Annotated in this window: 21 protein-coding genes, 1 tRNA gene and 1 other RNA gene; 15 read left to right on the top strand and 8 right to left on the bottom strand. The window is 65.2% G+C overall.

The window, feature by feature from the left end:
• Positions 1-11: 11 nt before the first annotated feature.
• The 6 genes from ACSLUQ_RS02045 (at position 12) to ACSLUQ_RS02020 (ending at position 5,536) form a co-directional block, all read left to right on the top strand.
• Positions 12-500 (top strand): GNAT family N-acetyltransferase, encoded by a 489-nt coding sequence (locus ACSLUQ_RS02045; RefSeq protein WP_417770996.1) that lies wholly within the window; start codon positions 12-14, stop codon positions 498-500.
• Positions 497-1,339 carry an S-formylglutathione hydrolase gene (fghA, locus tag ACSLUQ_RS02040; RefSeq protein WP_417770997.1) on the top strand — a complete coding sequence of 281 codons (843 nt, stop codon included), beginning with the start codon at positions 497-499 and terminating at the stop codon, positions 1,337-1,339. Before ACSLUQ_RS02045 ends, fghA begins: the two co-directional genes overlap by 4 nt.
• A gap of 240 nt (positions 1,340-1,579) precedes the next feature.
• Entirely contained in the window at positions 1,580-2,764 is a 1,185-nt protein-coding gene (hflK, locus tag ACSLUQ_RS02035; protein WP_417770998.1) for an FtsH protease activity modulator HflK, read from the top strand.
• Positions 2,764-3,675 carry a protease modulator HflC gene (gene hflC / locus ACSLUQ_RS02030; RefSeq protein ID WP_417770999.1) on the top strand — a complete coding sequence of 304 codons (912 nt, stop codon included), beginning with the start codon at positions 2,764-2,766 and terminating at the stop codon, positions 3,673-3,675. The genes hflK and hflC overlap by 1 nt, the downstream gene beginning before the upstream one ends.
• Positions 3,672-3,857 carry a DUF2065 domain-containing protein gene (locus ACSLUQ_RS02025; RefSeq protein WP_417771000.1) on the top strand — a complete coding sequence of 62 codons (186 nt, stop codon included), beginning with the start codon at positions 3,672-3,674 and terminating at the stop codon, positions 3,855-3,857. Before hflC ends, ACSLUQ_RS02025 begins: the two co-directional genes overlap by 4 nt.
• Before the next feature lie 167 nt (positions 3,858-4,024).
• The gene (locus tag ACSLUQ_RS02020; protein ID WP_417771001.1) at positions 4,025-5,536 is read left to right on the top strand and encodes a DegQ family serine endoprotease; all 1,512 of its coding nucleotides are present in this window, start codon (positions 4,025-4,027) and stop codon (positions 5,534-5,536) included.
• A gap of 98 nt (positions 5,537-5,634) precedes the next feature.
• On the opposite strand, the gene serB is transcribed toward ACSLUQ_RS02020, so the two are convergent.
• On the bottom strand, positions 5,635-6,546 hold the full coding sequence (gene serB, locus ACSLUQ_RS02015) for a phosphoserine phosphatase SerB (RefSeq protein ID WP_417771002.1): 912 nt from the start codon (positions 6,544-6,546) through the stop codon (positions 5,635-5,637).
• 32 nt (positions 6,547-6,578) lie between these two features.
• Between serB and miaA the strand changes: the two genes are divergently transcribed.
• A complete protein-coding gene (gene miaA, locus ACSLUQ_RS02010; RefSeq protein ID WP_461807561.1) occupies positions 6,579-7,487 on the top strand; it encodes a tRNA (adenosine(37)-N6)-dimethylallyltransferase MiaA in 909 nt (302 codons plus the stop codon).
• A gap of 308 nt (positions 7,488-7,795) precedes the next feature.
• Positions 7,796-8,335: a GNAT family N-acetyltransferase gene (locus ACSLUQ_RS02005; protein ID WP_417771004.1), complete on the top strand. Its 540-nt coding sequence runs from the start codon at positions 7,796-7,798 to the stop codon at positions 8,333-8,335.
• A 106-nt stretch (positions 8,336-8,441) separates the two neighbouring features.
• Here ACSLUQ_RS02005 and ACSLUQ_RS02000 read toward each other — a convergent pair whose 3' ends face one another.
• From ACSLUQ_RS02000 to ACSLUQ_RS01990, 3 genes are all read right to left on the bottom strand, one after another.
• Entirely contained in the window at positions 8,442-9,989 is a 1,548-nt protein-coding gene (locus ACSLUQ_RS02000; RefSeq protein ID WP_417771005.1) for a 2-isopropylmalate synthase, read from the bottom strand.
• 442 nt (positions 9,990-10,431) lie between these two features.
• Positions 10,432-11,004 carry an acetolactate synthase small subunit gene (ilvN, locus tag ACSLUQ_RS01995; RefSeq protein WP_417771006.1) on the bottom strand — a complete coding sequence of 191 codons (573 nt, stop codon included), beginning with the start codon at positions 11,002-11,004 and terminating at the stop codon, positions 10,432-10,434.
• A gap of 19 nt (positions 11,005-11,023) precedes the next feature.
• Complete coding sequence (locus ACSLUQ_RS01990) at positions 11,024-12,790, bottom strand: acetolactate synthase 3 large subunit (protein WP_417771007.1); 1,767 nt, start codon at positions 12,788-12,790, stop codon at positions 11,024-11,026.
• 748 nt (positions 12,791-13,538) lie between these two features.
• On the opposite strand from ACSLUQ_RS01990, the gene ACSLUQ_RS01985 reads away from it, so the two are divergent.
• The 3 genes from ACSLUQ_RS01985 to ACSLUQ_RS01975 all read left to right on the top strand — a co-directional run bounded on the left by ACSLUQ_RS01985 (position 13,539) and on the right by ACSLUQ_RS01975 (position 15,630).
• Positions 13,539-13,614, top strand: a tRNA-Lys gene (locus ACSLUQ_RS01985).
• 331 nt (positions 13,615-13,945) lie between these two features.
• Positions 13,946-14,872, top strand: a complete 927-nt coding sequence (locus ACSLUQ_RS01980; protein WP_417771008.1) for an ABC transporter ATP-binding protein — start codon at positions 13,946-13,948, stop codon at positions 14,870-14,872.
• Positions 14,869-15,630, top strand: coding sequence for an ABC transporter permease (locus ACSLUQ_RS01975; protein WP_417771009.1), 762 nt, complete (start codon positions 14,869-14,871; stop codon positions 15,628-15,630). Before ACSLUQ_RS01980 ends, ACSLUQ_RS01975 begins: the two co-directional genes overlap by 4 nt.
• A 64-nt stretch (positions 15,631-15,694) precedes the next feature.
• Here ACSLUQ_RS01975 and ACSLUQ_RS01970 read toward each other — a convergent pair whose 3' ends face one another.
• Both ACSLUQ_RS01970 and ACSLUQ_RS01965 read right to left on the bottom strand, forming a co-directional pair.
• Positions 15,695-16,489: a thymidylate synthase gene (locus ACSLUQ_RS01970; protein ID WP_461807560.1), complete on the bottom strand. Its 795-nt coding sequence runs from the start codon at positions 16,487-16,489 to the stop codon at positions 15,695-15,697.
• Between the two features lie 144 nt (positions 16,490-16,633).
• Positions 16,634-17,137 carry a YHS domain-containing (seleno)protein gene (locus tag ACSLUQ_RS01965; RefSeq protein WP_417771011.1) on the bottom strand — a complete coding sequence of 168 codons (504 nt, stop codon included), beginning with the start codon at positions 17,135-17,137 and terminating at the stop codon, positions 16,634-16,636.
• A gap of 145 nt (positions 17,138-17,282) precedes the next feature.
• Between ACSLUQ_RS01965 and ssrA the strand changes: the two genes are divergently transcribed.
• From ssrA to ACSLUQ_RS01945, 4 genes are all read left to right on the top strand, one after another.
• Positions 17,283-17,649, top strand: a transfer-messenger RNA (tmRNA) gene (ssrA, locus tag ACSLUQ_RS01960).
• A 179-nt stretch (positions 17,650-17,828) separates the two neighbouring features.
• Positions 17,829-18,404, top strand: coding sequence for an SspB family protein (locus tag ACSLUQ_RS01955; RefSeq protein ID WP_461807559.1), 576 nt, complete (start codon positions 17,829-17,831; stop codon positions 18,402-18,404).
• Positions 18,405-18,457: 53 nt separating this feature from the next.
• Positions 18,458-18,667 carry a DUF4169 family protein gene (locus ACSLUQ_RS01950; RefSeq protein WP_461807558.1) on the top strand — a complete coding sequence of 70 codons (210 nt, stop codon included), beginning with the start codon at positions 18,458-18,460 and terminating at the stop codon, positions 18,665-18,667.
• Between the two features lie 14 nt (positions 18,668-18,681).
• A complete protein-coding gene (locus ACSLUQ_RS01945; RefSeq protein ID WP_417771014.1) occupies positions 18,682-18,915 on the top strand; it encodes a ribbon-helix-helix domain-containing protein in 234 nt (77 codons plus the stop codon).
• 7 nt (positions 18,916-18,922) lie between these two features.
• Here the strand turns inward: ACSLUQ_RS01945 and ACSLUQ_RS01940 are convergent, their stop codons facing one another.
• The gene (locus ACSLUQ_RS01940; protein ID WP_461807557.1) at positions 18,923-22,750 is read right to left on the bottom strand and encodes an AsmA family protein; all 3,828 of its coding nucleotides are present in this window, start codon (positions 22,748-22,750) and stop codon (positions 18,923-18,925) included.
• Positions 22,751-22,819: 69 nt separating this feature from the next.
• Complete coding sequence (locus ACSLUQ_RS01935; RefSeq protein WP_461807556.1) at positions 22,820-24,235, bottom strand: FAD-binding oxidoreductase; 1,416 nt, start codon at positions 24,233-24,235, stop codon at positions 22,820-22,822.
• Positions 24,236-24,377: the final 142 nt, after the last annotated feature.

Below are 24,377 nucleotides of genomic sequence, written 5' to 3'. Positions count from 1 at the left end.
GACGAGGCCCCTTGCGGGCGACCTGGGCGGACTTCCACGAGCTCTCGCCGGAGCGGCTCTATGCCGTGCTGCGACTGCGCGTCGACGTCTTCGTCGTCGAGCAGGCCTGCCCCTATCCGGAAATCGACGGGCGCGATCCCGACGCCAGCCATCTCCTGCTTGAGGACGCAGGGACAGGCCGGCTCGCCGCCTATCTTCGTGTCTTCGCACCGACGCCGCCACCGGGCGGCGACGGCGCAGCCCATATCGGACGCATCGTCACCGCGCCCGACTGGCGCGGCGCCGGGCTCGGCTCCGCGCTGGTGCGCATGGCACTTGCCGAGATCGCCCTGAACCATCCCGGAACCGCTTCCGTCCTCGCCGCGCAGGCCCATCTTTCCGGCTTCTATGCAAGCCTCGGGTTTTCCCCGATCAGTGCGGAATATCTCGAGGACGGCATCCCCCACATCGACATGCGCCGTCCCGCCACGGCGGAACTGCTGGAGAACCAGACCCAATGACGCTAGACACCCTCTCGACCGCGCGCGCCTTCGGTGGCGAGCAGCGCGTGTACCGCCATGCCTCGACCGCGACCGGCACCGACATGGAATTCGCTGTCTTCCTGCCGGCGGAGGCCCTGCGCGGCGAGGCCTGCCCGACCCTTTTCTACCTCTCCGGCCTGACCTGCACCTGGGAGAACGCGACCAGCAAGGCAGGGTACCAGCGTCTGGCGGCGCTTCACGGCATGATCGTCGTCGCCCCCGACACCAGCCCGCGCGGCGACACCGTCGCCGACGACGAGGCCTATGACCTGGGCAAGGGCGCGGGTTTCTATGTCGATGCGACGCAGGCCCCCTGGGCACCCAATTTCAACATGGAAACCTATGTCGCCGAGGAACTTTTCGATCTGGTCACCGCCGAGTTTCCCGTTTGGGAAGGTGCGGTCGGAATCACCGGCCACTCGATGGGCGGTCACGGTGCGCTGACGCTGGCCATGCGTCACCCGGACCGTTTCCGATCGGTCTCGGCCTTCGCGCCGATCGCCAATCCCGCCGCCTGCCCCTGGGGAGAGAAGGCGTTTTCGGCATATCTCGGGGAGAATCGCGAGGACTGGCGCGAGCACGATGCCTGTGAGCTGCTGCGCACGCGCGGCTGGAGCGGGGACATTCTTGTGGACCAGGGCGGCAGCGACGGCTTCCTTGCCGAGCAGTTGCATCCATACGCGCTCGACGAGGCCTGCCGGCAGGCGGGCGTCGAGCTGACCCTTCGGATACAGGGGGGGTACGACCATTCCTACAACTTCATCGCCACGTTCCTGGAAGACCATTTCGCATGGCATTCCGAGCGGTTGACGGGCTGAAGCCCGACCGAACGGCGGCCGATTGGCGGTGCTCTCGACTTTTTCAAGCCCGAAGCGGCCGCAAACCGCTTCGAGAGATTGAAAACAAAGGACTGAATCGCCAATTCCCTCTCGGGAGGCGCGACGATGGGCTTCATTGAAAGGCCCTGCTAATCTTCCTATAACCTCGCCAGGATCTATTGGCGCAATCGAATGCAACGACCCCGGCCGCGTGGCCTGGGCCAAACGAAGGATGTCTTGATGCCTTGGAGCAACCAGAATGGCGGTGGCTGGAAAGGCGGCGGGAGCGGCGGCCCCTGGGGGGGCGGTGGTTCCGGCGGCGGCGGCCCCTGGGGCGGTGGCCCGCAGCGCGGCGGTGGCGGCGGTGGCGGCGGCAATTCTCCTGATCTGGAAGATCTCCTGAAGCGCGGTCAGGACACCCTGCGAACCGTTCTTCCCGGCGGCGGCAACATGGGCGCGAAGGGCATTATCCTTGCCGTGCTTATTGCCGGCGCCGTGTGGCTTGCGACAGGCTTCTACCGGGTCGACCAGGGCCAGGTCGGTGTCGAGCTGGTCTTTGGCAAGGTGGTCAACCAGACCAAGCCGGGCCTCAATTACAACTGGCCCTATCCTGTCGGCACTGTCTTCACGCCGGACGTCCAGCGCATCCGCGAGGTCTCCATCGGCATGCGCGAAACGGTGCGCGGCAGCCAGGTGGCCAAGCAGGACGTGGCCGAGGAAAGCCTGATGCTGACCGGCGACGAGAACATCGTCGACGTCGACTTCAAGGTGCAGTGGCGCATTCTCAACACCCGCGAGGGTGTCTCCAACTACCTGTTCAACATCCAGAATCCCGAAGGCACCGTGAAGGCTGTCGCCGAGAGCTCGATGCGTGAGGTCGTTGGCGAGAACAACATCGATTCCGTCCTTGCCGAGAACAAGCAGCAGGTCCAGGGCTCCGTGATGGAGCTGATGCAGACCTCGCTCAACCGCTACGGCGCGGGCGTCGAAGTAACCGACGTGCAGATGCAGAAGGTCGATCCTCCGCAGCAGGTCATCGAGGCCTTCCGCGACGTCCAGGCGGCGCGCGCCGACCAGGAGCGCATCCAGAACGAGGCGCAGGCCTATGCCAACCGCGTCGTGCCGGAAGCGCGCGGCGAGGCAGCACGCATCCTCGAGGCCGCGAACGCCTATCGCGAGCAGACGGTCGCCGAGGCAAACGGTCAGGCCCAGCGTTTCACCAAGGTTCTCGAGGAATACGAGAAGGCTCCCGACGTGACCCGCCAGCGCCTCTATCTGGAGACGCTTGAGAAGGTGCTCGGCGCCAACAACAAGATCATCATCGACGACAAGGTCGGTGGTGGCGACGGTGGCGTGGTGCCCTATCTGCCGCTCGACCAGCTCAATCGCAACCAGGGCTCGGCCCGTACCGGAGGCAACCAGTGATGAAGAACGGGTTTCTCGGTCTCATCGGCGTCGTCCTCGTCGTCGCGGCCTTCGTCGCCTACATGTCCGTCTACATCGTCAATCCGACCCAGCAGGCGCTCGTCCTGCAGTTCGGTGAGGTGAAGGGCAGCGAGCGCGATCCGGGCCTCAAGTTCAAGATCCCGTTCGTGCAGAACGTGGTCTATTTCGACAAGCGCGTGCTCAACCTGGACATGCCGCCCATCGAGCCGATCCTGTCGGACAAGAAGCGGCTGGTCGCGGACGCCTACGCCCGCTATCGGATCACCAACCCGGTGCTCTTCTTCCAGACGGTCAACAACGTGTCGGAGGCAAACCAGCGCCTGTCGACCTTCATGGATGCCAGCATCCGTTCGGTGCTCGGTCGCTCGACCTTCCTCCATGTGGTGCGGGACAACCGTTCCGAGCTCATGGACGAAATCCGCAAGGGGGTGGCTCTGAAGGCAGCCCCGCTCGGCATCGAGGTCGTGGACGTCAAGATCCGTCGCGCCGACCTGCCGCAGACCAACTCGGAGGCGATTTTCCGTCGCATGCAGACGGAGCGCCAGCGCGAGGCGACCGAGATCCGCGCGCAGGGTTCCGAGCAGGCTCAGCGTATCCGCTCGCGCGCCGAACGTGACGCCACGGTCATCGTCGCCGAGGCCAAGCGCGATTCGGAAGTGATCCGCGGCGATGGCGACGCGGAGCGGAACAGCGTCTTCGCCGAGGCTTTCGGCAAGGATCAGGAGTTCTTCGACTTCTATCGTTCGATGCAGGCCTACGCGGCGGCGCTGAACGAGGGCGGCACCTCGATGGTGCTGTCGCCGAGCTCGGACTTCTTCCGCTACTTCCGTGACCCGCGTGGCGTCGGTCGTCCGACGAACGAGACACCGGTCGCGCCGGTCGCCCAGTGACGGAGCTTCTTGCGGCGCTCGGCCTCGCGCTGGCTTTGGAAGGCACGCTCTATGCGCTCGCCCCCACGGCTCTCAAACGCGCGATGCAGGCGATGCAGGAGCTGCCCGACCAGACGCTCAGGGTCGGTGGCCTCGCCGCCCTGTTCGTCGGTGTGATGATCGTCTGGCTGGCACGCGGCTAGCCGGAACCCCCAATCAGCCGGCGCGGGAGATTCATTTCTCCCGCGCCGGTTTCGCGTTAGAATCGGGGCAGCCGGACGTATCCGCGTCCCGTGCCCCCGCGATCCTCGCGCGCCGGTCGGATGAACCGCGCGCGGATGGCCCCTTGCCAACTGGAGGACAACGGCCAATGGCCCTGTTGAACATCGCCTCACGTTCCCCCCGAAGCCCGTCGCGGCTCGCACGTCTCGCGGCCGCGGGCACGCTTGCCTGCATGGTCGGTCTCGGCAGCGTCGTAACGCCGCTCTCCCCCGCTCACGCCCAGCCGCCCGAGTCCGTCCCGGACCTGGCCGAGAAGCTGCTTGACGCGGTCGTGAACATCTCCACCGCGCAGAATGTCACGGCACAGCGCTCCGTGCCGCTGCCGCAGGTTCCGGAAGGATCTCCCTTCCAGGAGTTCTTTGACGAATTCTTCAACCGTCAGAACCGCGACAGCGACCGTCCACGGCGGGTGCAGTCGCTCGGTTCGGGCTTCGTGCTCGACGGCAAGGAAGGCATCATCGTCACCAACAACCATGTCATCGAGGGCGCTGACGAGATCACGGTGAACTTCACCGATGGCGCAAAGCTCTCGGCCGAGGTGGTGGGCACCGACCCCAAGACAGACATCGCCGTCTTGAAGGTGAAGCCGGAAGCGCCGCTGACCGACGTGTCTTTCGGCGATTCCGAGAAGATGCGCGTCGGCGAGTGGGTCATGGCCATCGGCAACCCGTTCGGCCTGGGCGGAACGGTCACGACCGGCATCGTCTCGGCGCGCAACCGGAACATCAACTCCGGCCCCTATGACAACTACATCCAGACCGACGCCTCCATCAATCGCGGCAACTCCGGCGGCCCGCTGTTCAACCGCGAAGGCCAGGTGATCGGCATCAACACCGCCATCATCTCGCCCTCCGGCGGATCCATCGGCATCGGCTTCGCCATCCCCTCGGAGACGGCGATCCGCGTGGTGGCACAGCTTCGCGAGTATGGCGAAACCCGCCGCGGCTGGCTCGGCGTGCGCATCCAGGAAGTCACCGACGAGATCGCCGAAAGCCTCGGAATGGACCGCGCCCGCGGCGCGCTGGTCGCCGGCGTGACCGAGGGCGGTCCGGCCGAGGACGCCAAGATCGAACCCGGCGACGTGGTGATCGGGTTCAACGGCACCGATGTTCCCTCCATGCACGACCTGCCGCGCATGGTCGCGGACACGCCGGTCGGCGAAGAGGTTTCCATCGTCGTCCTGCGCAAGGGTGAGGAAGTGGAACTCAAGGTGACGCTCGGCCGCCTCGAGGAAGCCGACAAGATCGCCGACGCCGAGGATGGCGCGGACGGCAAGCCCGGCGCTGCGGCAAAGGAAACCGAAGTTCTGGGCATGACCCTTGCCCCGGTTTCCGACGAGCTGCGCCAGAAGCACAGCATCGCTGCCGATGTCGCCGGCGTTGTCGTCACCGCCGTTGCCACCGGCTCGCCCGCCGAGGAAAAGCGCATTGCCGCCGGCGACGTCATCGTCGAGGTCGCGCAGGAGAGCGTGTCCACGCCGGCCGACATTTCCGCCCGCCTCAAGGCGCTCAAGGACGAAGGACGGCGGCTTGCCCTGTTCCTCGTCTCCAACGCGCAGGGAGAAGTCCGCTTCATCCCGCTGCCCATCGCGGACGACTGACGTCGGCCTGAGCCAATCTAGCCTTTGCGAACGAAAAAGGGGCGCGACCGCAAGGCCGCGCCCCTTTTGTCTCTTACCGGCCGGTAGCCCCCCGGGCTTCAGCCGCTGACGATGTCGCGCGCCGTGTAGCCTTGGAGGTAAAGCAGCGCCGTCAGATCGCCGTGGTCGATGCGCGCATCGGCAGCCGCCGCCACCGATGGCTTGGCATGAAAGGCGACGCCAAGCCCGGCCAGCTCGATCATCGCAAGATCGTTCGCTCCGTCGCCAACGGCGATCGCATCTGCCGGCACCAGCCCCTTTTCGTCCAGGAGCTGCTGCAGCCGCTCGCGCTTGGCGCTGCGCCCGAGGATCGGCTCACCGACCTTGCCGGTCAGCTTCCCGCCCTCGACAAGGAGCGTGTTGGCCTTGTGCTCGTCCATGCCGAGCGTTGCTGCAATCTCGCTGGTGAAGGAGGTGAAACCGCCCGAAACCAGCGCGCAATAGGCACCATCAGCCTTCATCGTCGCAACGAGTTCGCGGGCACCGGGCGTCAGGGCGATCTGCTCGGCGAGAACCTTTCCGATCACGGCGGCCTCCAGCCCGGCCAGCATTCCGGCGCGCTCGCGCAGAGCGCCCTCGAACTCCAGCTCGCCCCGCATCGCACGTTCGGTGATCGCCGAGATCACCTCCTTCTTGCCAACGGCAGCGGCCAGTTCGTCGATGCACTCCTGCTGAATCAGGGTGGAATCCATGTCCGCGATCAGCAGGCGCTTGCGTCTGGTGGCCCGCTTCTGCACAACGACATCGATGGCGGCATCGCCCAGGCTGGACCGAAGGATCAGCTCGGCCTCGTCGGCGGCCGCGACGTCCGCCTCGAAGACAATGTCGGCCGCGATCCCGGGCGCGAGTGTCTCGGTGTGTGGCGAGGGACAGGACAGGCCAGCCGCGAGGGCGGCGGCGACCCGTTCCACGGTGTCCGCATCGACCTGCGGCGCGAGAGGATTGGAAATCAACGTGGCGACAAGCGACATCGAGACAGGCTTTCCGAGATGAGGAGTGGAGCGTGAGGCAACCGGTCACGTTGATAGCGGGCCCCACCGCGAGCGGCAAGTCGGCGCTTGCTGTTGCGCTGGCCGAGCGCGACGGCAGCATTGTCGTCAATGCCGACAGCATGCAGGTCTACCGCGACCTGAACGTGCTGACGGCCAGGCCCGAGGCCGACGACCTCGCCCGCGCGCCGCATCTTCTCTACGGGCATGTGGACGCAGCCGCCAAATATTCGGTCGCCCGCTGGCTCGACGATATCCGCGAGGTCATCGAGCAGGCCCGCATCACCGGACGGCCGCTCGTCATCGTCGGAGGCACCGGCCTTTATTTTCGCGCCCTGTTCGGCGGGCTCTCCCGGGTACCGCCGATCCCCCAGGAGGTACGCGACCGATGGCGGGCCTTCGCCGAGACCGCCAAGCCCGGCGTGTTGCACGCAGCCCTGGCGGAGCGCGACGCGGAGATGGCGGCGCGGCTGGAGAAGGGCGACACCCAGCGTCTGTCGCGGGCGCTCGAGGTCATCGAGGCAACCGGCAGGTCCCTGCTCCACTGGCAACAGCAAACGGGCGAGGCCTTGCTTTCGCAGGACACGCGAAGGGTTGTTCTCGCTCCGCCCAGGCCCTGGCTCCACGCCCGGATCGAAGATCGATTCGCGCGCATGGTGGAGACCGGCGCCTGCGAGGAAGCCCGCGCGCTCATGTCCCGAGGCCTGGATCCGGCCCTCCCGGCGATGAAAGCAATCGGCCTGCGCGAGTTGGCAAGCGTCGCCGAGGGCAAGCTGTCCGTCGCCGACGCGGTCGTGGCCGCAACCGCCGCAACCCGCCAGTATGCAAAGCGTCAGGAGACCTTTTTCCGAGGTCAACTCGCCAACTGGCCACGGCTCAACCCTAGCGCAGGAAGTGTGGACACGGCACTGACACAATTTTAAGTCAATCTGAAACAACGCTCCTGCATTGCTTGCGCCACCCTATCTGGCGTAAAATGACGGCATGCGGCGTCCCGGGCACGGCAGGCGAACCAATCGTCAGGCCCTTTGTCCCGGATGCACGCGGTGCGGCCAGGGCCATGTTCACGCGACACGCATGTCGCGACGCGAGCATCGCAAGGCCGGCTCTTGGGAGGGAGACAGCACCACGCCGCCAGGACGGACGGCGAAGCGGAAGCATTTCCGCATAACGAACCGGCGTATCCGGATGACCCAAGCGCGCGCATCCGCGCCTGGAGGAGGAGAACAAGATGGCGAATACCACGATCCTGCAGACGGAGCGTCTGCGGCTCTCGACCTTCGCCGAGACCGACCTTTCCGATCTTGTCGGTCTCCACCGGGATCCTTCCGTCAACCGATACCTCGCGTCCCACGAGATCATCCACACAAGCGCAGACGCCGAACGACATCTGGCCGATTACATCACCGGTCAGGAGCGGCGCGGCTTCACCCAGTGGAAGGCAACGCTCGGCGACGGCAGCTTTGTCGGGCGCGCCGGCTTCTCGGTCTACCGGGAAACCTCGGAGGTCGCGCTCAGCGTCTGCCTCGGCGCCGCGCATTGGGGCAAGGGCTATGCCTCGGAACTCGCCTCTGCGCTGGTCGACTGGTACTTCCGCAACACCTATTACACCCATCTCATCGCCTTCGTCGCCGCCGGCAACACACCGGCAAGACGGATGATGGAAGGCATAGGCTTCAAGCAGCGCCAGCGTACGGTAATCGAGGACGGCGCGGTCGATTGCCTGCAGATCCTCTCGCCCTCCCTGGCCAAACGCTTCCTCAGCGCCTGACCTCAGGCGACAAGTCGCACAGGTCTTTGATGCAAAAAGCCCCGGCATCGCGCGATGCCGGGGCTTTTCGTTTCACTCAGCAGCAACTGGGCCGCTCCAAGGCGGCTCAGACCGCCCGCAGTTCCTGATGGTCCGGACGGTTCTGACGGGCGATCAGCTTGTTGAGCGCCGACACATAAGCCCGCGCCGAGGCCACAAGGGTGTCCGTGTCCGCGCCCTTGCCGGTCGCCATGCGGCCGTCGGCCTCGAGGCGAACGGAAACCTCGGCCTGCGCGTCAGTTCCTTCCGTCACGGCGTGCACCTGATAGAGCGAGAGCATCGCGTCATGCGGCACGATGGACTTGATCGCGTTGAACGTCGCATCGACCGGCCCGTCGCCCGAGCACTCCCGGGTTTCATGGCGACCATCGATGTCCATGGTCAGGATCGCCTTCTGCGGACCGCCGGTTCCCGCGATCACGGTCAGCGCGATGACGCGGATATGCTCGCCCTGGGTCGCGATCTCGTTCTCGACCAGCGCGTCGATGTCCTCGTCGTAGACATGCTTCTTGCGGTCGGCCAGTTCCTTGAAGCGACGGAAGGCATCCTCGAAGGCGTTGCCGCCGATCTCGTAGCCCAGTTCCTCCAGCTTCTGGCGGAACGCGTGGCGGCCTGAGTGCTTGCCCATGACCAGCGAGGTCGACTTCACGCCAACATCCTCGGGACGCATGATCTCGTAGGTCTCGGCATTCTTGAGCATGCCGTCCTGATGGATGCCACTCTCGTGCGCGAAGGCGTTCTTGCCGACGATGGCCTTGTTGAACTGCACCGGGAAGCCGGAGACCGCCGATACCAGCTTGGAGGCGCGCGTCAGGTACTTCGGGTCGACGCCGCAGTCATACGCCAGCACATCCGCGCGGGTGCGCACCGCCATCACGATCTCTTCCAGCGCGGCGTTGCCGGCGCGCTCGCCCAGACCGTTGATGGTGCATTCCACCTGGCGCGCGCCGCCGGCGACGCCGGCGAGCGAGTTGGCCACCGCCAGCCCCAGATCATTGTGGCAATGAACCGAGAAGATCGCCTGATCCGCGTTCGGAACGCGCGCGCGGACCTGCTCGAACATCGCCTTGTACTCGTCCGGAGTGGCATAGCCGACCGTGTCCGGCAGGTTGATCGTCGTCGCGCCGGCGCGGATGGCCGTCTCGACGCAGCGGCACAGATAGTCGATCGGCGTGCGCGTCGCGTCCATGCCCGACCATTCGACGTCATCGATCAGATTGCGTGCGCGGGTCACCGTATCGGTGATGATGTCGAGAACCTCGGCCTCGGTCTTCTTCATCTGGAACTCCAGATGGATCGGTGAAGTCGAAACGAAGGTGTGGATGCGGCCGCGCTCCGCATGGCGGACCGCTTCGCCGGCGCGGTCGATGTCGGCGTGGATGGCCCGTGCCAGACCAGCGATCACCGAGCGCTTCGAGCGCTTGGCGATCTCGGAGACCGCCTCGAAATCACCGTTGGAGGCAATGGGGAAGCCAGCCTCGATGATGTCGACCCCCATATCGTCGAGGAGTTCGGCCACCTGCAGCTTTTCTTCCAGGGTCATGGAAGCGCCGGGCGACTGCTCGCCGTCGCGCAGGGTGGTGTCGAAAATGAAGATCTTGTCGCTGCCAGCCATGGCTTTTCAGTCCTTCTCATCCGGGCCGCGTCGCACATGTTCGGTCGCACGCGGGAACCGGTTCAATCCGATTGCGGTCTTGAAGCTTTCAATCCCCTGAGTGCCCGCCTCCTTCGTATGGGAGGCAGCCAGCGCTCAGGGGCTGATAAGGAGGAGGAGGCCGCCGAGGCGGAGGGAGGGCGAACGAAGAGAGCCGCCGCGCGTGTTACGCGCGTCGATCGCAAAAGCGGCAGGGATGCCAGCGGCGATCATGCGGGTCGTCCATCCTCACAAATGGTACCGAGCGAGGCACCATGTTGAAATTTTCTGTCAAACGGTGACGCTAAAACGTAAGCAAACCGTTACCGGCGAAATTGGTACCCGATCGTGGCGGGGCTGGCAAGTGCCGATGACACCCGTTTTTGCTCCCGCCACGTCAGATCTTTGGTATCGCCAGCGCTGCTCAGAGCCCGTCCGGACCGCGCTGCAGGGCGGCGACGCCGGAGCGTGACACCTCGACGAGGCCGAGCGGCTTCAGGATCGCGATGAACTGCTCCACCTTGCTGGTGCGGCCGGTGATCTCGAAGACGAAATGCTCCGCCGTCGCATCGATCACCGTGGCGCGGAAGGCATCGGACAGGCGCAGAGCCTCGAGACGCTTCTCGCCCACGCCCGTGACCTTGATGAGCGCAAGCTCCCGCTCCAGCGGCTTCTCGAAATTGCGGCGACGCGCATCCGCCGTCAGGTCGGTGACCCGATGCACGGGCACGAGACGCTCAAGCTGGTGACGAATCTGCTCGATCACCATCGGCGTGCCGGTGGTGACGATGGTGATCCGCGACAGGTGCTTCTCGTGCTCGGTCTCCGACACGGTCAGGCTGTCGATGTTGTAGCCGCGACCGGAGAACAGGCCGATGACCCGGGCAAGCACGCCCGGTTCGTTGTCCACCAGAACCGAAAGCGTATGGCTTTCGATCTGCTCGTGGTTGTCGGCCATGAAGTAGGCGGACGGCGCGTTGAGATTCTGTGCGTTCATTGTCCTGGTCCTATCCCGCTCAGACGAGCGCCTTGCCTTCCGCGGAGATGGCGTTCGCCACCGCCTCGTCGTTCGCCTCGTCCGGCAGGAGCATCTCGTTGTGCGCCTTGCCCGAGGGGATCATCGGGAAGCAGTTGGCGAGATTGGCCACGCGGCAGTCGAAGAGCACCGGCTTGGGGGTGGCGAGCATCTCCTCGATCGCCCCGTCCAGGTCCCGCGGCTTGTCCACGATGATACCATGACCGCCGAAGGCTTCCGCCAGCTTCACGAAGTCCGGCATGCTTTCCAGATAGGAATGAGAGAGCCGGTTTCCGTGCAGGAGCTGCTGCCACTGGCGCACCATGCCCATGTACTGGTTGTTGAGGATGAACACCTTGACGGGCAGACCGAACTGGACGGCCGTCGACAGCTCCTGGATGTTCATCATGATCGAGGCATCGCCGGCGATGTCGATGCAAAGCGCGTCGGGATGCGCCACCTGCGCACCGATGGCCGCCGGCAGACCATAGCCCATGGTGCCAAGGCCGCCGGAGGTCAGCCAGCGGTTCGGCGCCTCGAAGCCATAGAACTGCGCCGCCCACATCTGGTGCTGGCCGACCTCGGTGGAGACATAGGTCTCCCGGTCCTTGGTGTACGCATAGAGACGCTGCAGCGCATACTGCGGCATGATGATGTCTTCCGACGGACGGTAGGCCAGCGACTGGCGCGCCCGCCAGCGGTCGATCTGCGACCACCAGTCCGCCATCGCCTCCTTGTCGAGCGCGAAGGAGCCGTTGCGCCACAGGCGCACCATGTCCTCCAGCACATGGGCGACGTCACCGATGATCGGCAGGTCGACCTGCACGGTCTTGTTGATCGACGAGGGGTCGATGTCGACGTGGATCTTCAGCGAATTCGGCGAGAAGGCGTCGACGCGGCCGGTGATGCGGTCGTCGAAACGCGCGCCGATGTTCACCATGACGTCGCAATCGTGCATCGCCATGTTGGCTTCGTAGGTGCCATGCATGCCGAGCATGCCGAGCCATTTGCCGTCGGAGGCCGGGAAGGCGCCAAGCCCCATCAGCGTCGAGGTCACGGGAATGCCGGTCATCTCGGCGAACTCGCGCAGGAGCTGGCTCGCAACCGGGCCCGAGTTGATGACGCCGCCGCCGGTATAGAGGATCGGCTTCTTCGCACGCGCGATCAGTTCGACAGCGCGCCGGATCGCCTCCATGTCGCCCTTGATGCGCGGCCGGTAACTCTTGTGCGCCACCTGCGTCGGCGGCTCGTAGGTGCCGGTGGCGAACTGGATGTCCTTCGGCACGTCGACGACGACCGGCCCGGGACGGCCGGAGGTCGCCACATAGAAGGCCTCGTGCAGGATGCGAGGCAGATCCTCGATCCGCTTCACCAGCCAGTTGTGCTTGGTACAAGGACGGGTGATGCCGACCGTGTCGCATTCCTGGAAGGCGTCATTGCCGATCAGATGGGTCGGAACCTGGCCGGAGATGCAGACGAGCGGAATGGAATCGAGCATCGCGTCGGTGAGCGCCGTGACCATATTGGTCGCGCCCGGACCCGAGGTGACCAGCACGACGCCCGGCTTGCCGGTGGAGCGAGCATAGCCCTCCGCCGCATGGCCTGCGCCCTGTTCGTGGCGCACAAGAATGTGCTCGATATCGTCCTGCTGGATAATCTCGTCATAGATCGGAAGCACGGCGCCACCGGGATAGCCGAATACATGGCGGACCCCCTGGTCCCTGAGTGCCTGGAGCACCATCTCGGCGCCGGTCATCTCACGCTTCATTTTCCTGTCCTCGATTATCGCAGCTTGCTGATGTGAGCCATGTCTTCCGAAGGGATCGCCATGCCGTCGGCGGCTCTGGCGATCGGGCAATAAAAAAGGCCCCCGGGGAGGCCTCATACGCGCGTGACTTCATTCGGAAACGGAGTTTATCCCGTCCGTGTCGCGCGCGTTCCGCATACAAGAATGAGCACGTTGCTCATCATCTCTTCCGTCTCCTTGCCGCCTGCGGGCGATGTTCCCCGGCGGATCCGATTCGTTGCGGACAACCTGAATGTCTCCGCCGACGGGGCGCAAACTAGACGCGCCCGCAAAGCCGGTCAAGCGGTAAGTCACGAAATTACGCCACACACGGCCATCCCTTGCCGATTGTTGCAAGAAGGCTCCCCCTCCCCAGAAAACAGCCGTGGTTCCCGACCGGCGAACGATGGCCGGCGCCGCTGATTGCGGAGGCGCGCTGCCATACCGCCCACAGCGGTTCGCACCGGCCGCAAGAGCTGCTTCGGCGCCGACATCGGCAGGGGCCAGGCAATTCCGCCGCCAACATCCGCCCAGCACGCCACTTATCCCCAGGCGCGAGGCAGCAATTTCAACGAAGATAAATTTGCGACACAAACCCCCTTGCGTGCTCTCTCCGGCCTTTGTATATACCCGTCACACAGCGGCCGGCGCGCAGCGCCAGCCGAAGGCGGGACATTCCCTGCGGAAGCGCAGAACACGGAATTACCGGCTTCCGACCGAAACGGTCTGTGGGTGTATAGCTCAGTTGGTAGAGCAGCTGACTCTTAATCAGCCGGTCCTGGGTTCGAATCCCCGTGCACCCACCACTTTCCCCTTGTTGAAAAATCAGAGATAATCGCCTTCGGGCGCACGCCGCATCAGGCATGCGCATCGACATGCGTGCAATCCGTCTGACCGCCGCCACACGGCGCGCGATGGCGTGCCTCTTTTGGCGCGAAAAGGCCGGATTGCCACGCCAGCGCGAGGCCTCCCCCCGGGGCGACAAGGTGGTTTTTCTCCCCCACGCGGCCTGTTGAACGCGGTTCGGCTTCCTATATTGTCGCGACAACACACAATCGGGATGACGCATGCCCGGAGCCTTCAGCAAGGCTTCACGCCGTCGTCGCGCTCCGATCCACCCTTGCTTCAAGGCCAGCCATGCCGCCGATTCTCTCCGTCTCGGACCTGTGCAAGACATATGACACAGGCTTCGAGGCGCTCAAGCACATCAACCTGGACATAGAGCCTGGCGAGATCTTCGCCCTGCTCGGCCCCAATGGTGCCGGCAAGACCACGCTGATCAGCATCATCTGCGGCATCGTCAACGCCACCAGCGGCAAGGTCACCGTCAACGGCCACGATATTGCCACCGAGTTTCGCGCTGCCCGCGCCGAAATCGGGCTGGTGCCGCAGGAGTTGACCACCGACGCCTTCGAGACCGTGCTCGCCACGGTCAACTTCAGCCGCGGCCTCTTCGGCAAGCGCAAGGACCCCGCTCTTGTCGAGCGGGTCCTGCGCGACCTGTCGCTCTGGGACAAGAAGGACAACAAGCTGTTCCAGCTGTCCGGCGGCATGAAGCGGCGTGTTCTGATTGCCAAGGCGCTTGCCCACGAACCTCGCCTCCTGTTCCTCGACGAACCGACCGCCGGCGTCGACGTGGAGCTGCGCAAGGACATGTGGCGGGTGATCCGGCGCCTGCGCGACACGGGCGTCACCGTCATCCTGACGACCCACTACATCGAGGAGGCAGAGGATCTCGCCGATCGGGTCGGCGTGATCAACAAGGGTGAGATCATCCTCGTCGAGGACAAGGACGAGCTGATGCGCAAGCTCGGCCGCAAGGAGCTGATCCTGCAACTGGCCGAGCCGCTCGCCACCCTGCCGGAAAGCCTGGCCGGGCGGAATCTCGAGCTCACCGACGACGGGCAGTCGCTCGTCTACACGTATGATGCCCAGGGCGAACGCACCGGCATTACCGGCCTTCTTTCCGATCTCCAGGCCGCAGGCATCCGCTTCCGCGACCTCGACACACGACAGAGCTCCCTCGAGGATATCTTCGTCAATCTGGTGAGGGCACCGCAATGAACTTTCATGCAATCAAGGCCATCTACCGCTTCGAGATGGCACGCACGGGCCGCACCCTGTTCCAGAGCATCGTCTCGCCGGTGCTGTCGACCTCGCTCTATTTCATCGTGTTCGGCGCTGCCATCGGCTCGCGCATCTCGGAAGTCGACGGGGTGAGCTACGGCGCCTTCATCGTGCCGGGCCTGATCATGCTCTCGCTGTTGACGCAGAGTGTCTCGAACGCCTCTTTCGGCATCTATTTCCCGCGCTTCACCGGCACGATCTACGAGGTTCTGTCAGCGCCGATCTCCTACATGGAGATCGTCATCGCCTATGTCGGAGCGGCGGCGACCAAATCCATCCTCGTCGCACTCATCATCCTGGCGACGGCCCATCTCTTCGTGCCGCTGGAAATCCAGCATCCGTTCGGCATGTTCGCCTTCATGGTGCTGACGGCGATCACCTTCTCGCTGCTCGGGTTCATCATCGGCATCTGGGCGGACAATTTCGAGAAGCTGCAGTTCGTGCCGCTGCTGGTGATCACGCCCCTCGCCTTTCTCGGCGGCAGCTTCTACTCGATCTCGATGCTGCCGCCCGCCTGGCAAACGGTGACCATGTTCAATCCCGTGGTCTACCTGATCAGCGGCTTCCGCTGGAGCTTCTACGGCAGGGCCGATGTCGACCTCGGCACCAGCCTGATGATGACCGCTCTCTTCCTGGCCATCTGCCTTGCTGTCATCGCCTGGATCTTCAAGACGGGCTACCGGCTCAAGTCCTGATCAAACAAACGACGGGCGTCCCATGGGGGCGCCCGTCGTGCTTTCGCCATTGCCTGAAGGCTGCTCAGACGGCGACCGCCGCCTTGATGTGCGGATGCGGATCGTAATCCACAAGCGAGAAATCCTCGAAGCGGAACGCGAAGAGATCATCGATCCGCGGATTGATCTCAATGCGCGGCAGCGTGCGGGGCGCGCGCGAAAGCTGCTCGCGCGCCTGATCCATGTGGTTCAGGTAGAGATGCGCATCGCCAAACGTGTGGATGAACTCCCCCGGCGCATAACCCGTCACCTGTGCAACCATCATGGTGAGGAGCGCATAGGAGGCGATGTTGAACGGCACCCCGAGGAACACATCGGCCGAGCGCTGGTAAAGCTGGCAGGAAAGCCGGCCGTCGGCGACGTAGAACTGGAACAGGGCATGGCAGGGCGGCAGCGCCATCTCGTCGACGAGCGCCGGGTTCCAGGCAGAAACGATCAGCCGGCGACTGTCCGGGCTGCGCCGGATCAGCTCGAGAACACCAGCGATCTGGTCGATCGAGTGGCCGTCGGGTGCAGGCCATGAGCGCCATTGGTAGCCGTAGACCGGCCCCAGGTCGCCGTTCTCGTCTGCCCATTCGTCCCATATGCGGACGCCGTTTTCCTTGAGGTAGCGAATGTTGGTATCGCCGGCGAGGAACCACAGCAGTTCGTGAACAATGGACTTCAGGTGCAGCTTCTTCGTCGTCACCATGGGAAAGCCCTCGGCGAGATCGAAGCGCATCTGGTGCCCGAAGACCGATCGCGTGCCGGTTCCGGTCCGATCGGTCTTTTCCGCTCCCTCATCGAGAATGCGTTGCATCAGGTCGAGATATTGCCGCACGTCACAGTCCGTCCGCTTGTCCGAGGGCTTCCGCCGATTCCATCTGGGCTGGATGGTCGCCCGCGGCCGCAGGTGCTGCAAGGGGCATGAGCACCCGCGATGCCGCTTTCCACGCCGCCGGCGACAGATCCCGCCGCCGCTGCCTCACCTGCCAGCCAGATCCGGCCAGTTGTTGCGCGCCTTCTTGATGAATCCCGAAATGTCGGTGCGCCATCTGGTCTGAACGCTATCGTCGTAGTTGAGGTAGAGCGTCCCGTCGACAATGTCCCAGTTGGCCGGATTGCCGCGCGCAAGCGATCCCTGCGCAACCGCCCAGGCGCAATAGCCGCCAAAGGCCGGCGCATAGCGTTGCGGGTCGGCCTCGAAGGCGGCGCGGTTCGCCTCGCTGGAAAAACGCCACTGCGCGCCCCGGTAGCGGAACACAATGGCCGGCGATCCCTCGACCGCTCTGCCTTGCGTGAAATAGGCGACCGGATCGTAGCCCCCGACAGCCGTTCCTTCCACGAGGCCGGTGTAGATCGGGCCGGTGTCCTCCCCCCCGAAACCGAACCAGCCCGCAGCCCGCGCAATCGCGATCGCGGCGACAGCCGCGATCACCACGCCAGCCAGCACGAGGAAAAAGACATTTCGCCGAACGGCAAGGGTCATCGGGCGTGCTCCTTACACCAATGCGCGTGGCGTTCGCCCCACCGCGCTCGACGATCCTAAACCCGTGGCGCAAGGCATCCCAGTTACGCCGGATCACAAGCGCGCGACCATCCGTCGCCCACAAGCAGTGCGAAGCGGGTTCCAGCCCCTTTTCAGCCGGCTCAAGTGCACCTATATTGCGAAGTGTCGGTGCAAGCTGACTATGACGATAAACGGACTGCGAAATAAGCCTATCGGACCCGGGGGCGGTACCCGGCGCCTCCACCCAAGCTCACCGGACCATGCGGTGGGGTGAGCTTCGGCGGGGGCGAAATAGGATCGACGAGGGTGTAAAGGCTGTTCTTTCGTTCGGCATGGTTCCGCCGTTATCGGGCCGTCTCAATAGTTGCAAATGACAACTATGCTATGGACAACGCTGTCGCCGCGTAATGCGGTGCCGGTAGTCCTTTAAGCCCTGTGGGGTAGCACCTACAGGCGGGGTCCGGAGGCACCTGGCAACAGAAGCCTCCACTTCTTTTCTTTCGCCCGCTCGATACGGGGCGTTCGCCCAGGACGCCAAGAGACACCGCCGACGGGAAATATGACGCTTGCCTGTCGAGAGTTGGGTGCTTCCTGTCGTGCAGGCCTTTTCAAGTCGAGCGCCGCGCGCCATGGTGGCGCCAACACCGATTCACTGCGACAGTTGCGAGCGATGGCCGAAGATCTGATCCGTTACGACATCGTCATCCAGGATGCGCTGCGCGGCGCCGTGCGCAAGATCCTGACCGAGGTGGCCCGTATCGGCCTTCCCGGTGAACACCATTTCTACATCGCGTTCGATACAAACGCGCCAGGCGTGCGCATCTCGCCCCGCCTGCACGAACGCTACCCGAAGGAAATGACGGTCGTTCTCCAGCACCAGTTCTGGGACCTGACCGTCACCGACCACGCCTTCGAGGTGGGCCTGTCCTTCGGCGGCGTGCCGGAGAAGCTCTTCGTCCCCTTCTCCTCGATCAAGGGGTTCTTCGACCCCTCCGTGCAGTTCGCGCTCGAATTCGAGCCCGGCAAGACGGCCGAGGAACTGCCGGAAGAGCTGGTCGAGGCGGCCCGCGAGCAGGAGCGCGCCGAGGCGATCCTGAGCGAGGTCGAACGCGAGACGGACAAGGCCGCTGCCACCGCGGCGGACGGCACAACCGACACGAAAGCCGACGGCCCGACAGACGAGGCCGGTAAGACGGAAGGCAGCGCGGATGTCGTTTCGCTCGATGCCTTCCGCAAGAAGACCTGATCTGATCGGTTGCCTCCGTCCCGAAAGGGCTCGGATATCACCGGGATAGTGCGATGAGCGGCGAAATCGTCAATCTCAGACAGGCCCGCAAGGCCCGTGCCCGCGCCGAGCGCGAGACGAAGGCTGCGGAAAACCGCGTCCTCTTCGGGCGCACAAAGGCGGAGAAACGCCAGGAAGCGCTGGAAGGCGACCGTCGCGAGCGCCATGTCGAGGGACATCTGCGCGAGACCGACACGCCGGATCCATCCGGCAAGACCTCCTGAGCCGGACGCCGTCCGTGTCCCTCGTCAAGCGCTCGCTCACCCTTCACGGTCACCGTACCAGCCTCGCGCTCGAGCCAGAGTTCTGGGGTGCGCTCGACGACATGGCCGAGGCGCAGGAGTTGAGCCTCCCCGCGCTGGTTGCCAGCATCGATGATGCCCGTCACATCGATCCGACCGGAGCCGATGCCTCCCTGTCGTCGGCCCTTCGCGTCGCAGCGCTTCGTCACTTCAGGAAATCGTCGCGATAGACCAGCTTCACCGGTCGGGCGTAGCGCCCACATAGACCGGAGGGTCGAGCGGCGGCAGCAATTGCATCGGCGCGCCCTCGCCAGCCCCGCGCTTTGCTGCCGAACCGGTGGTCTCAGGCGGGTTCGCCCTGTCGATGTCCTCCAGCGCGCGGCGAATGCGGTCGCCGAAGCCGGCGGCCGGCGAGGTGGCTCCCTGCCTCTGCGGCGCCGCGCGCTGCTTGCGCTGCGCTTCCTTTTCCGCCGCCTCGCGCGCGGCCTTTTCCTTCGCCGCACGGTCCTGCTCGGCCTTCTGTGCCGCGGCCCGTTCCGCCGCCGCCCTGGCAGCCGCTTCCTCTTCGACCGCCCGGCGCGCATCCTCCTGGCGCTTGAGCTCGCGCTCTTGCGTCTCGCGCTCCTTGCGACGTTCGATCTCGCGCTGCCGTCGCAGCTCACGCATCAACCGGTCGCGCTCGCCGATCTCCGCCTGCAAATCCTCGACGCGGCGCACTTCCTGCTCGAAGGCACGCAGGGTTAAAAAAGCCGTGAAGGGGGCGATATCGATGCCCCGCTCGGGCGCTGCAAGAGCCCCGGAGAAGACCAGCCCGACCTGCGGCTCCGCACCGGTAACGGCGTTCTCGCCCGGCTCGACCTTCAGCGCGATCTCGCTTTGCAGGGTCTTTTCCTTGAGGTCCACCTGCGCGCCGCCGAAGACACTGGCCGACTTCGTATCGAGACGCAGCGTGTTGACCCGCAGCACGCCGCCGGCGATCGATCCGCTGGCCTCAAGCGCCTCGAAGGGCAGCACCCCGGCGTCCAGATGACTGGCGAAAGCCTGGCGGATGGTGTCGTCCTCCAGCTTCATGCCGGCATCGACCGCCCGGATCACCAGAGCGAAGGCGTTCGGGTTGATCCTGCGGATCTCGCCATCCGAAACGCCGAGCGTCATGCCTCCGGCCAGTCCGGAGACGATGCCCGCGAGCGACCGCCCCGTACCCTCCGCATCGACTGTTAGGTCGAGGCGCCCGGTCGCAACAGCGCGCCCGCCGCGCCGCCAGACGAGTTCCGCAAGGTCCGCGCCTTCGAGTTTCACCGACCCTGTCAGGCTCGCCTGCCCTCCGGACCTCTTGACCGCGTAAGCACCGGAGATCGCACCATCGGCGAATTTCCCGCCCGAAATATCGAGCGCGAGCGCCTCGGGCGTCAGCGTCAACCGGCCTTCGAGATCGACGATCTCCGGAAGGCCGGCCATTGCAAGCGCGCCAACCGAAAGATCGACGCCGATATCGAGATCCGGCAGCAGCGGCTGGCCGAAGGCCGTGGTCGACCAGACGCCCGTCTCGGCGGAGGTCATCTCGTCCGGGCCAAGCACCAGATCCGTGGCGGCGGCAAGATCCAGCGTCGAAAGAACTAGACGGCCGCGCACCCGCGGCGCCATGCCCGTCGTCTTCCGGCGCAGGTTGACGTCCAGCGCGCCATCGACCTCGGCCTCGGCGAAACGCCCGGCGATATCCTTCAGTGTGAAAGTGTCGCCCTTGCCCTCGAGCCCGGCCACGAGATCGACCGCACCGCTGCCCGTCGTCAGGGACGGCAGGCGTCCCGACAGGATCGCAAGCGACATGAGATCGCGCGCCTTCGCGGTGACATCGGCCGAATAGACCGCCTCGCCGTCCTTCGGCAGGATGATCTCGCCAACCGCGGCAAGGGATGCCTCCTTGCCGAGGTAGAAGCGCGCGGATCCCTCCAGCGCGTTCTGGGCGCGACCGGAGAGACTGAGCTCCAGCCGGGCATCGCCAACCGCGGCAACGGGCAGCACCGGAAGCCCGGCCTGTGCCAGGAAGCCCGCGCCGTCCGCCGCGCTCAACCCGGCGCTCAGATCCAGGCGCGCCGCGCGCCAGGCGTCCAGCCGCCCGTCCAGGCCGGCGGAAATGTCGACAGCAGTGCCCCCCGCCGTGCCTCTGGCCGTGACGCCGGCAAGCGTCGTCGCACCAGCTCCCGCCCCGCTTGCTTCGCCGGTGAAGACGAGCTCAAGCCGCGCCGGCGACAATGCCTCGGCCCGGCGGGCGAGAAAACGTGCCGCCCCGGCCTCGGGAACCAGCGCCGAGAGAAGTCCGGCGACACCATCGAGCCGGTCCGCGTCGACGGAAACCGTCATCTTTCCCGAAGGTGTCGACGACAGGGAGGAGATCTTGCCCTCGGCAGCAATCCGCGCGCCGGCGAGATCGTCGATCGACAGCGTATCGATCGACAGCGTGTCGTTCGCGTAAAGGGCCTTCAGCGTCGCTCCCGAAGCGCTGAAAGCACCGGCCTTGACCTTTTGCGCGAAGATCCGCGCGGAGATCTCTCCGGCGATGTCCAGCCCCTTGTCCTTGCCGCCCAGGAAAAGGCCGACGAGCAGACGTGCCTGATCTGCGTCCAGAAGTTCCGCATCGAGATCCGCTTCCAGCCGAGGCGGACCGCCCGCCGGCAACCGGTAGGAGATCGCGCCCCGCCCCGACTGGCCGGCGATCTCGAAGGACATATCCGTGAGCGACACGCCGTCAGAGGCTGCGGCCACCCTTGCATCGACCGCGAAGGGCTCGACGACGGCACCGGCGACACCGCCCTTTCGCCACCAGTCGGCAAAAAGATTGGGTTGGACGACCGAGGCGGCGAAACTGCCCCGGAACGCGGCTTTCGGGGTGAGTTCGATATCGCCCCGGGCGAGAAACTCGGTTCGCCCGGGCAGCTGTCCCTCGAGCGTGCGCACGCGCCAGCCACTCGCCAGCCGGTCCGCCTCAAGCCGCACGTCCTGGATGAGGCCACCGCCGGAGATCACCCCCGGCACGGCCAGCTTCACGGTCCCGGCGATGGCGGGATGCGGCAGAGCCTGCAGCGCGTCGAGAACGATGCCGCCGGCCTCCCTCGCCGATAGCGGCTCCTGGGGCCCGCGACCGGAGATCCGGTCGAGATCCAGCTGCTTGGCGCGGGCTTCGAGATCGAACCTGTAGGGCTCGGCAAGCGACACCGCGAGCGTGCCCTCAAGCGACACGGGACGCTCTTCCGGCCCGAAGGAGAACCGCGCCTCCTTCAGGTTCAACGTGGTCATGTCGAGCGCGAAGGCGCCTTCGCTCCGCCAGGCTTTCGTCTTGTCCTCATCCACCGTGACGGAGGCCAGCGTATAGCCACCCTCATAGGCGGGCCGGCCATCGTCGATGGCAAGTCGCCCGTCCATGACGAGGTCGACGGGCGTCGACACGGGAATGACGCTGGCGCGCAGCCGGAGCCCGCCCTCCGCGTCGCGACGGCCGGTCGTCAGCATCACGGTTGCCCGCTCGCCGCCCAGGGATGCCATGCCGTCGATCTTGAACGGTCCGAGCAACGAGCGCGCCGCAACGGTCAGATCGACATCCTCGATCCGATGGGTGCGCCCGCTGCGCGCATCGATGATGCTGAGTCGGCCGTCGCGGATCGTCGCCTGCTCGAGCATGACAAGGTCGGGGTCGAGATCGCGGATCAGCCCTGCGCGGTCGCGCGCGGTGAACCAGTCAAGACGCCCCTGCTCATCGATGGAAAGCCGCAGACTGGGCGCGTCCATCGTCATGTCGATGACCCGGATCTCGCCCTTCAGCAGAGGCGGCAGCTCCACCCGCATGGTGAACCGGGAAACCGCGAGCAGCGGGTCTTCGGGTTCGCCGACGCGCACATCGGTGAAGGTCAGCGTCGGCGTGGGCAGAAGCCGCATTTCGGCCTCGCCCATCACCGCGACGCGGTGGCCGAGCATCTGCTCGCCATAGCGCTCGAACGTGGTCCGATAGGCGGTCCAGTCGACAAGGAACGGACCGACGAGAGCGGCCAGCAGCACGGCGATGAGCGTCACGCCGATCGTGATGTAGATCGAGTTCAGCGCTCTTCTCCCTCGTTCGAGCCGGCGTCCGGCAGCCCGGCCCTAGTCTGTCTTGAGGATCTTCCCCGGATTGAGAATGCCATGCGGATCGAGCGCGCGCTTGATCGTGCGCATCACGTCCAGCCCCGCCCCGTGTTCACGGTCGAGATATTTCATCTTTCCCTGGCCCACGCCATGCTCGCCGGTGCAGGTGCCGCCCATCTCGATGGCGCGCCAATTGAGGCGCTCGACGAAGGCTTCGGTCGCCTCGATTTCCTCCGGCTTCTCGACGTCGACGAGCACCAGGACATGGAAATTGCCATCGCCGACATGGCCGACGAGCGGGGCAATCAGCCCACTCTCCTCGATGTCGCGGTAGGTCTCGCCGATACAGTCCGCCAGCCGCGAGATCGGCACGCAGACATCGGTCGAAACGCCCTTGCTGCCCGGCCGCAGGCCAAGCGAGGCCCAGTAGGCGTTGTGCCGCGCCGTCCAGAGCTTGTTGCGATCCTCGGCCTGCGTCGCCCAGACAAAGGTTCCGCCGCCGTTCTCGCCGGCGATCTCGCCGAACAGCTCGCTCTGCTCGCGCACCCCCGCCTCGGTGCCGTGAAACTCGACGAAAAGCGTCGGCGTCTCCTCGAAATCAAGCTTCGAATACGCATTGCAGGCGCGGATCTGCAGCGTATCGAGAAGTTCGATACGTGCGACCGGCAGGCCAAGCTGGATCGTCTGGATCACCGCGTTGCAGGCGCTTTCCAGATCCGGGAACGGGCATACGCCGCCCGACATGGCTTCCGGAATGCCGTGCAGGCGCAGCGTCACCTCGGTGATGAGGCCGAGCGTGCCCTCGGAGCCGATCATGAGCCGCGTAAGATCGTAGCCGGCCGATGACTTCTTCGCCCGCCCGCCGGTATGCACGATCCGTCCGTCGGCCATCACCACCGTGAGCGCCAGGACCGCATCCTTCATGGTGCCATAGCGCACCGCGTTGGTGCCGGAAGCACGCGTCGCGGCCATGCCGCCAAGGCTTGCGTCGGCGCCCGGATCGATCGGGAAGAAAAGCCCCGTGTCGCGCAGATATTCATTGAGCTGCTTGCGGGTAACGCCCGCCTGCACGACGCAGTCGAGGTCTTCCGCATGAACCTCGAGCACCTGGTTCATGCGCGACAGATCGACGGAAATGCCGCCTGCGGGCGCATTCACATGCCCCTCGAGCGAGGACCCAGTGCCGAAGGCGATGACCGGAACGCGATGTTCTGCGCACACGGAAACGACCTCGGCCACCTCTTCCGTCGTCTCGGCGAAGACGACGCCGTCGGGCGCCTGATTCGGCAACCAGGTCGTGGTGTGCGCATGCTGCTCGCGCACCGCCTGTGCGGCGGAGAACCTGTCACCGAAGCGCTGGCCCAGGATCTGAAGGACAAGCGCGATTCCCGCTCCATTGCGGTGGACTTCGGCCTGAAGGGTGGCAAGGGACATTGAGAAACTCCCAGGAATGACGCTGCGTGCCGTCCGGCGCGCTGCCGGTCGGGATCGGAGGCACCATCGCCCCGCACGTCCCACCCGGACCGGATTTCCCGCAGACTAGCAAAAAACCATAATCCGGGCCAAAGACTTCCGA

It is taken from the genome of Stappia sp. ICDLI1TA098, assembly GCF_054880955.1.
Note: the sequence above shows the minus strand (reverse complement) of the source record. Positions and strands in the feature narration are given on the sequence as shown.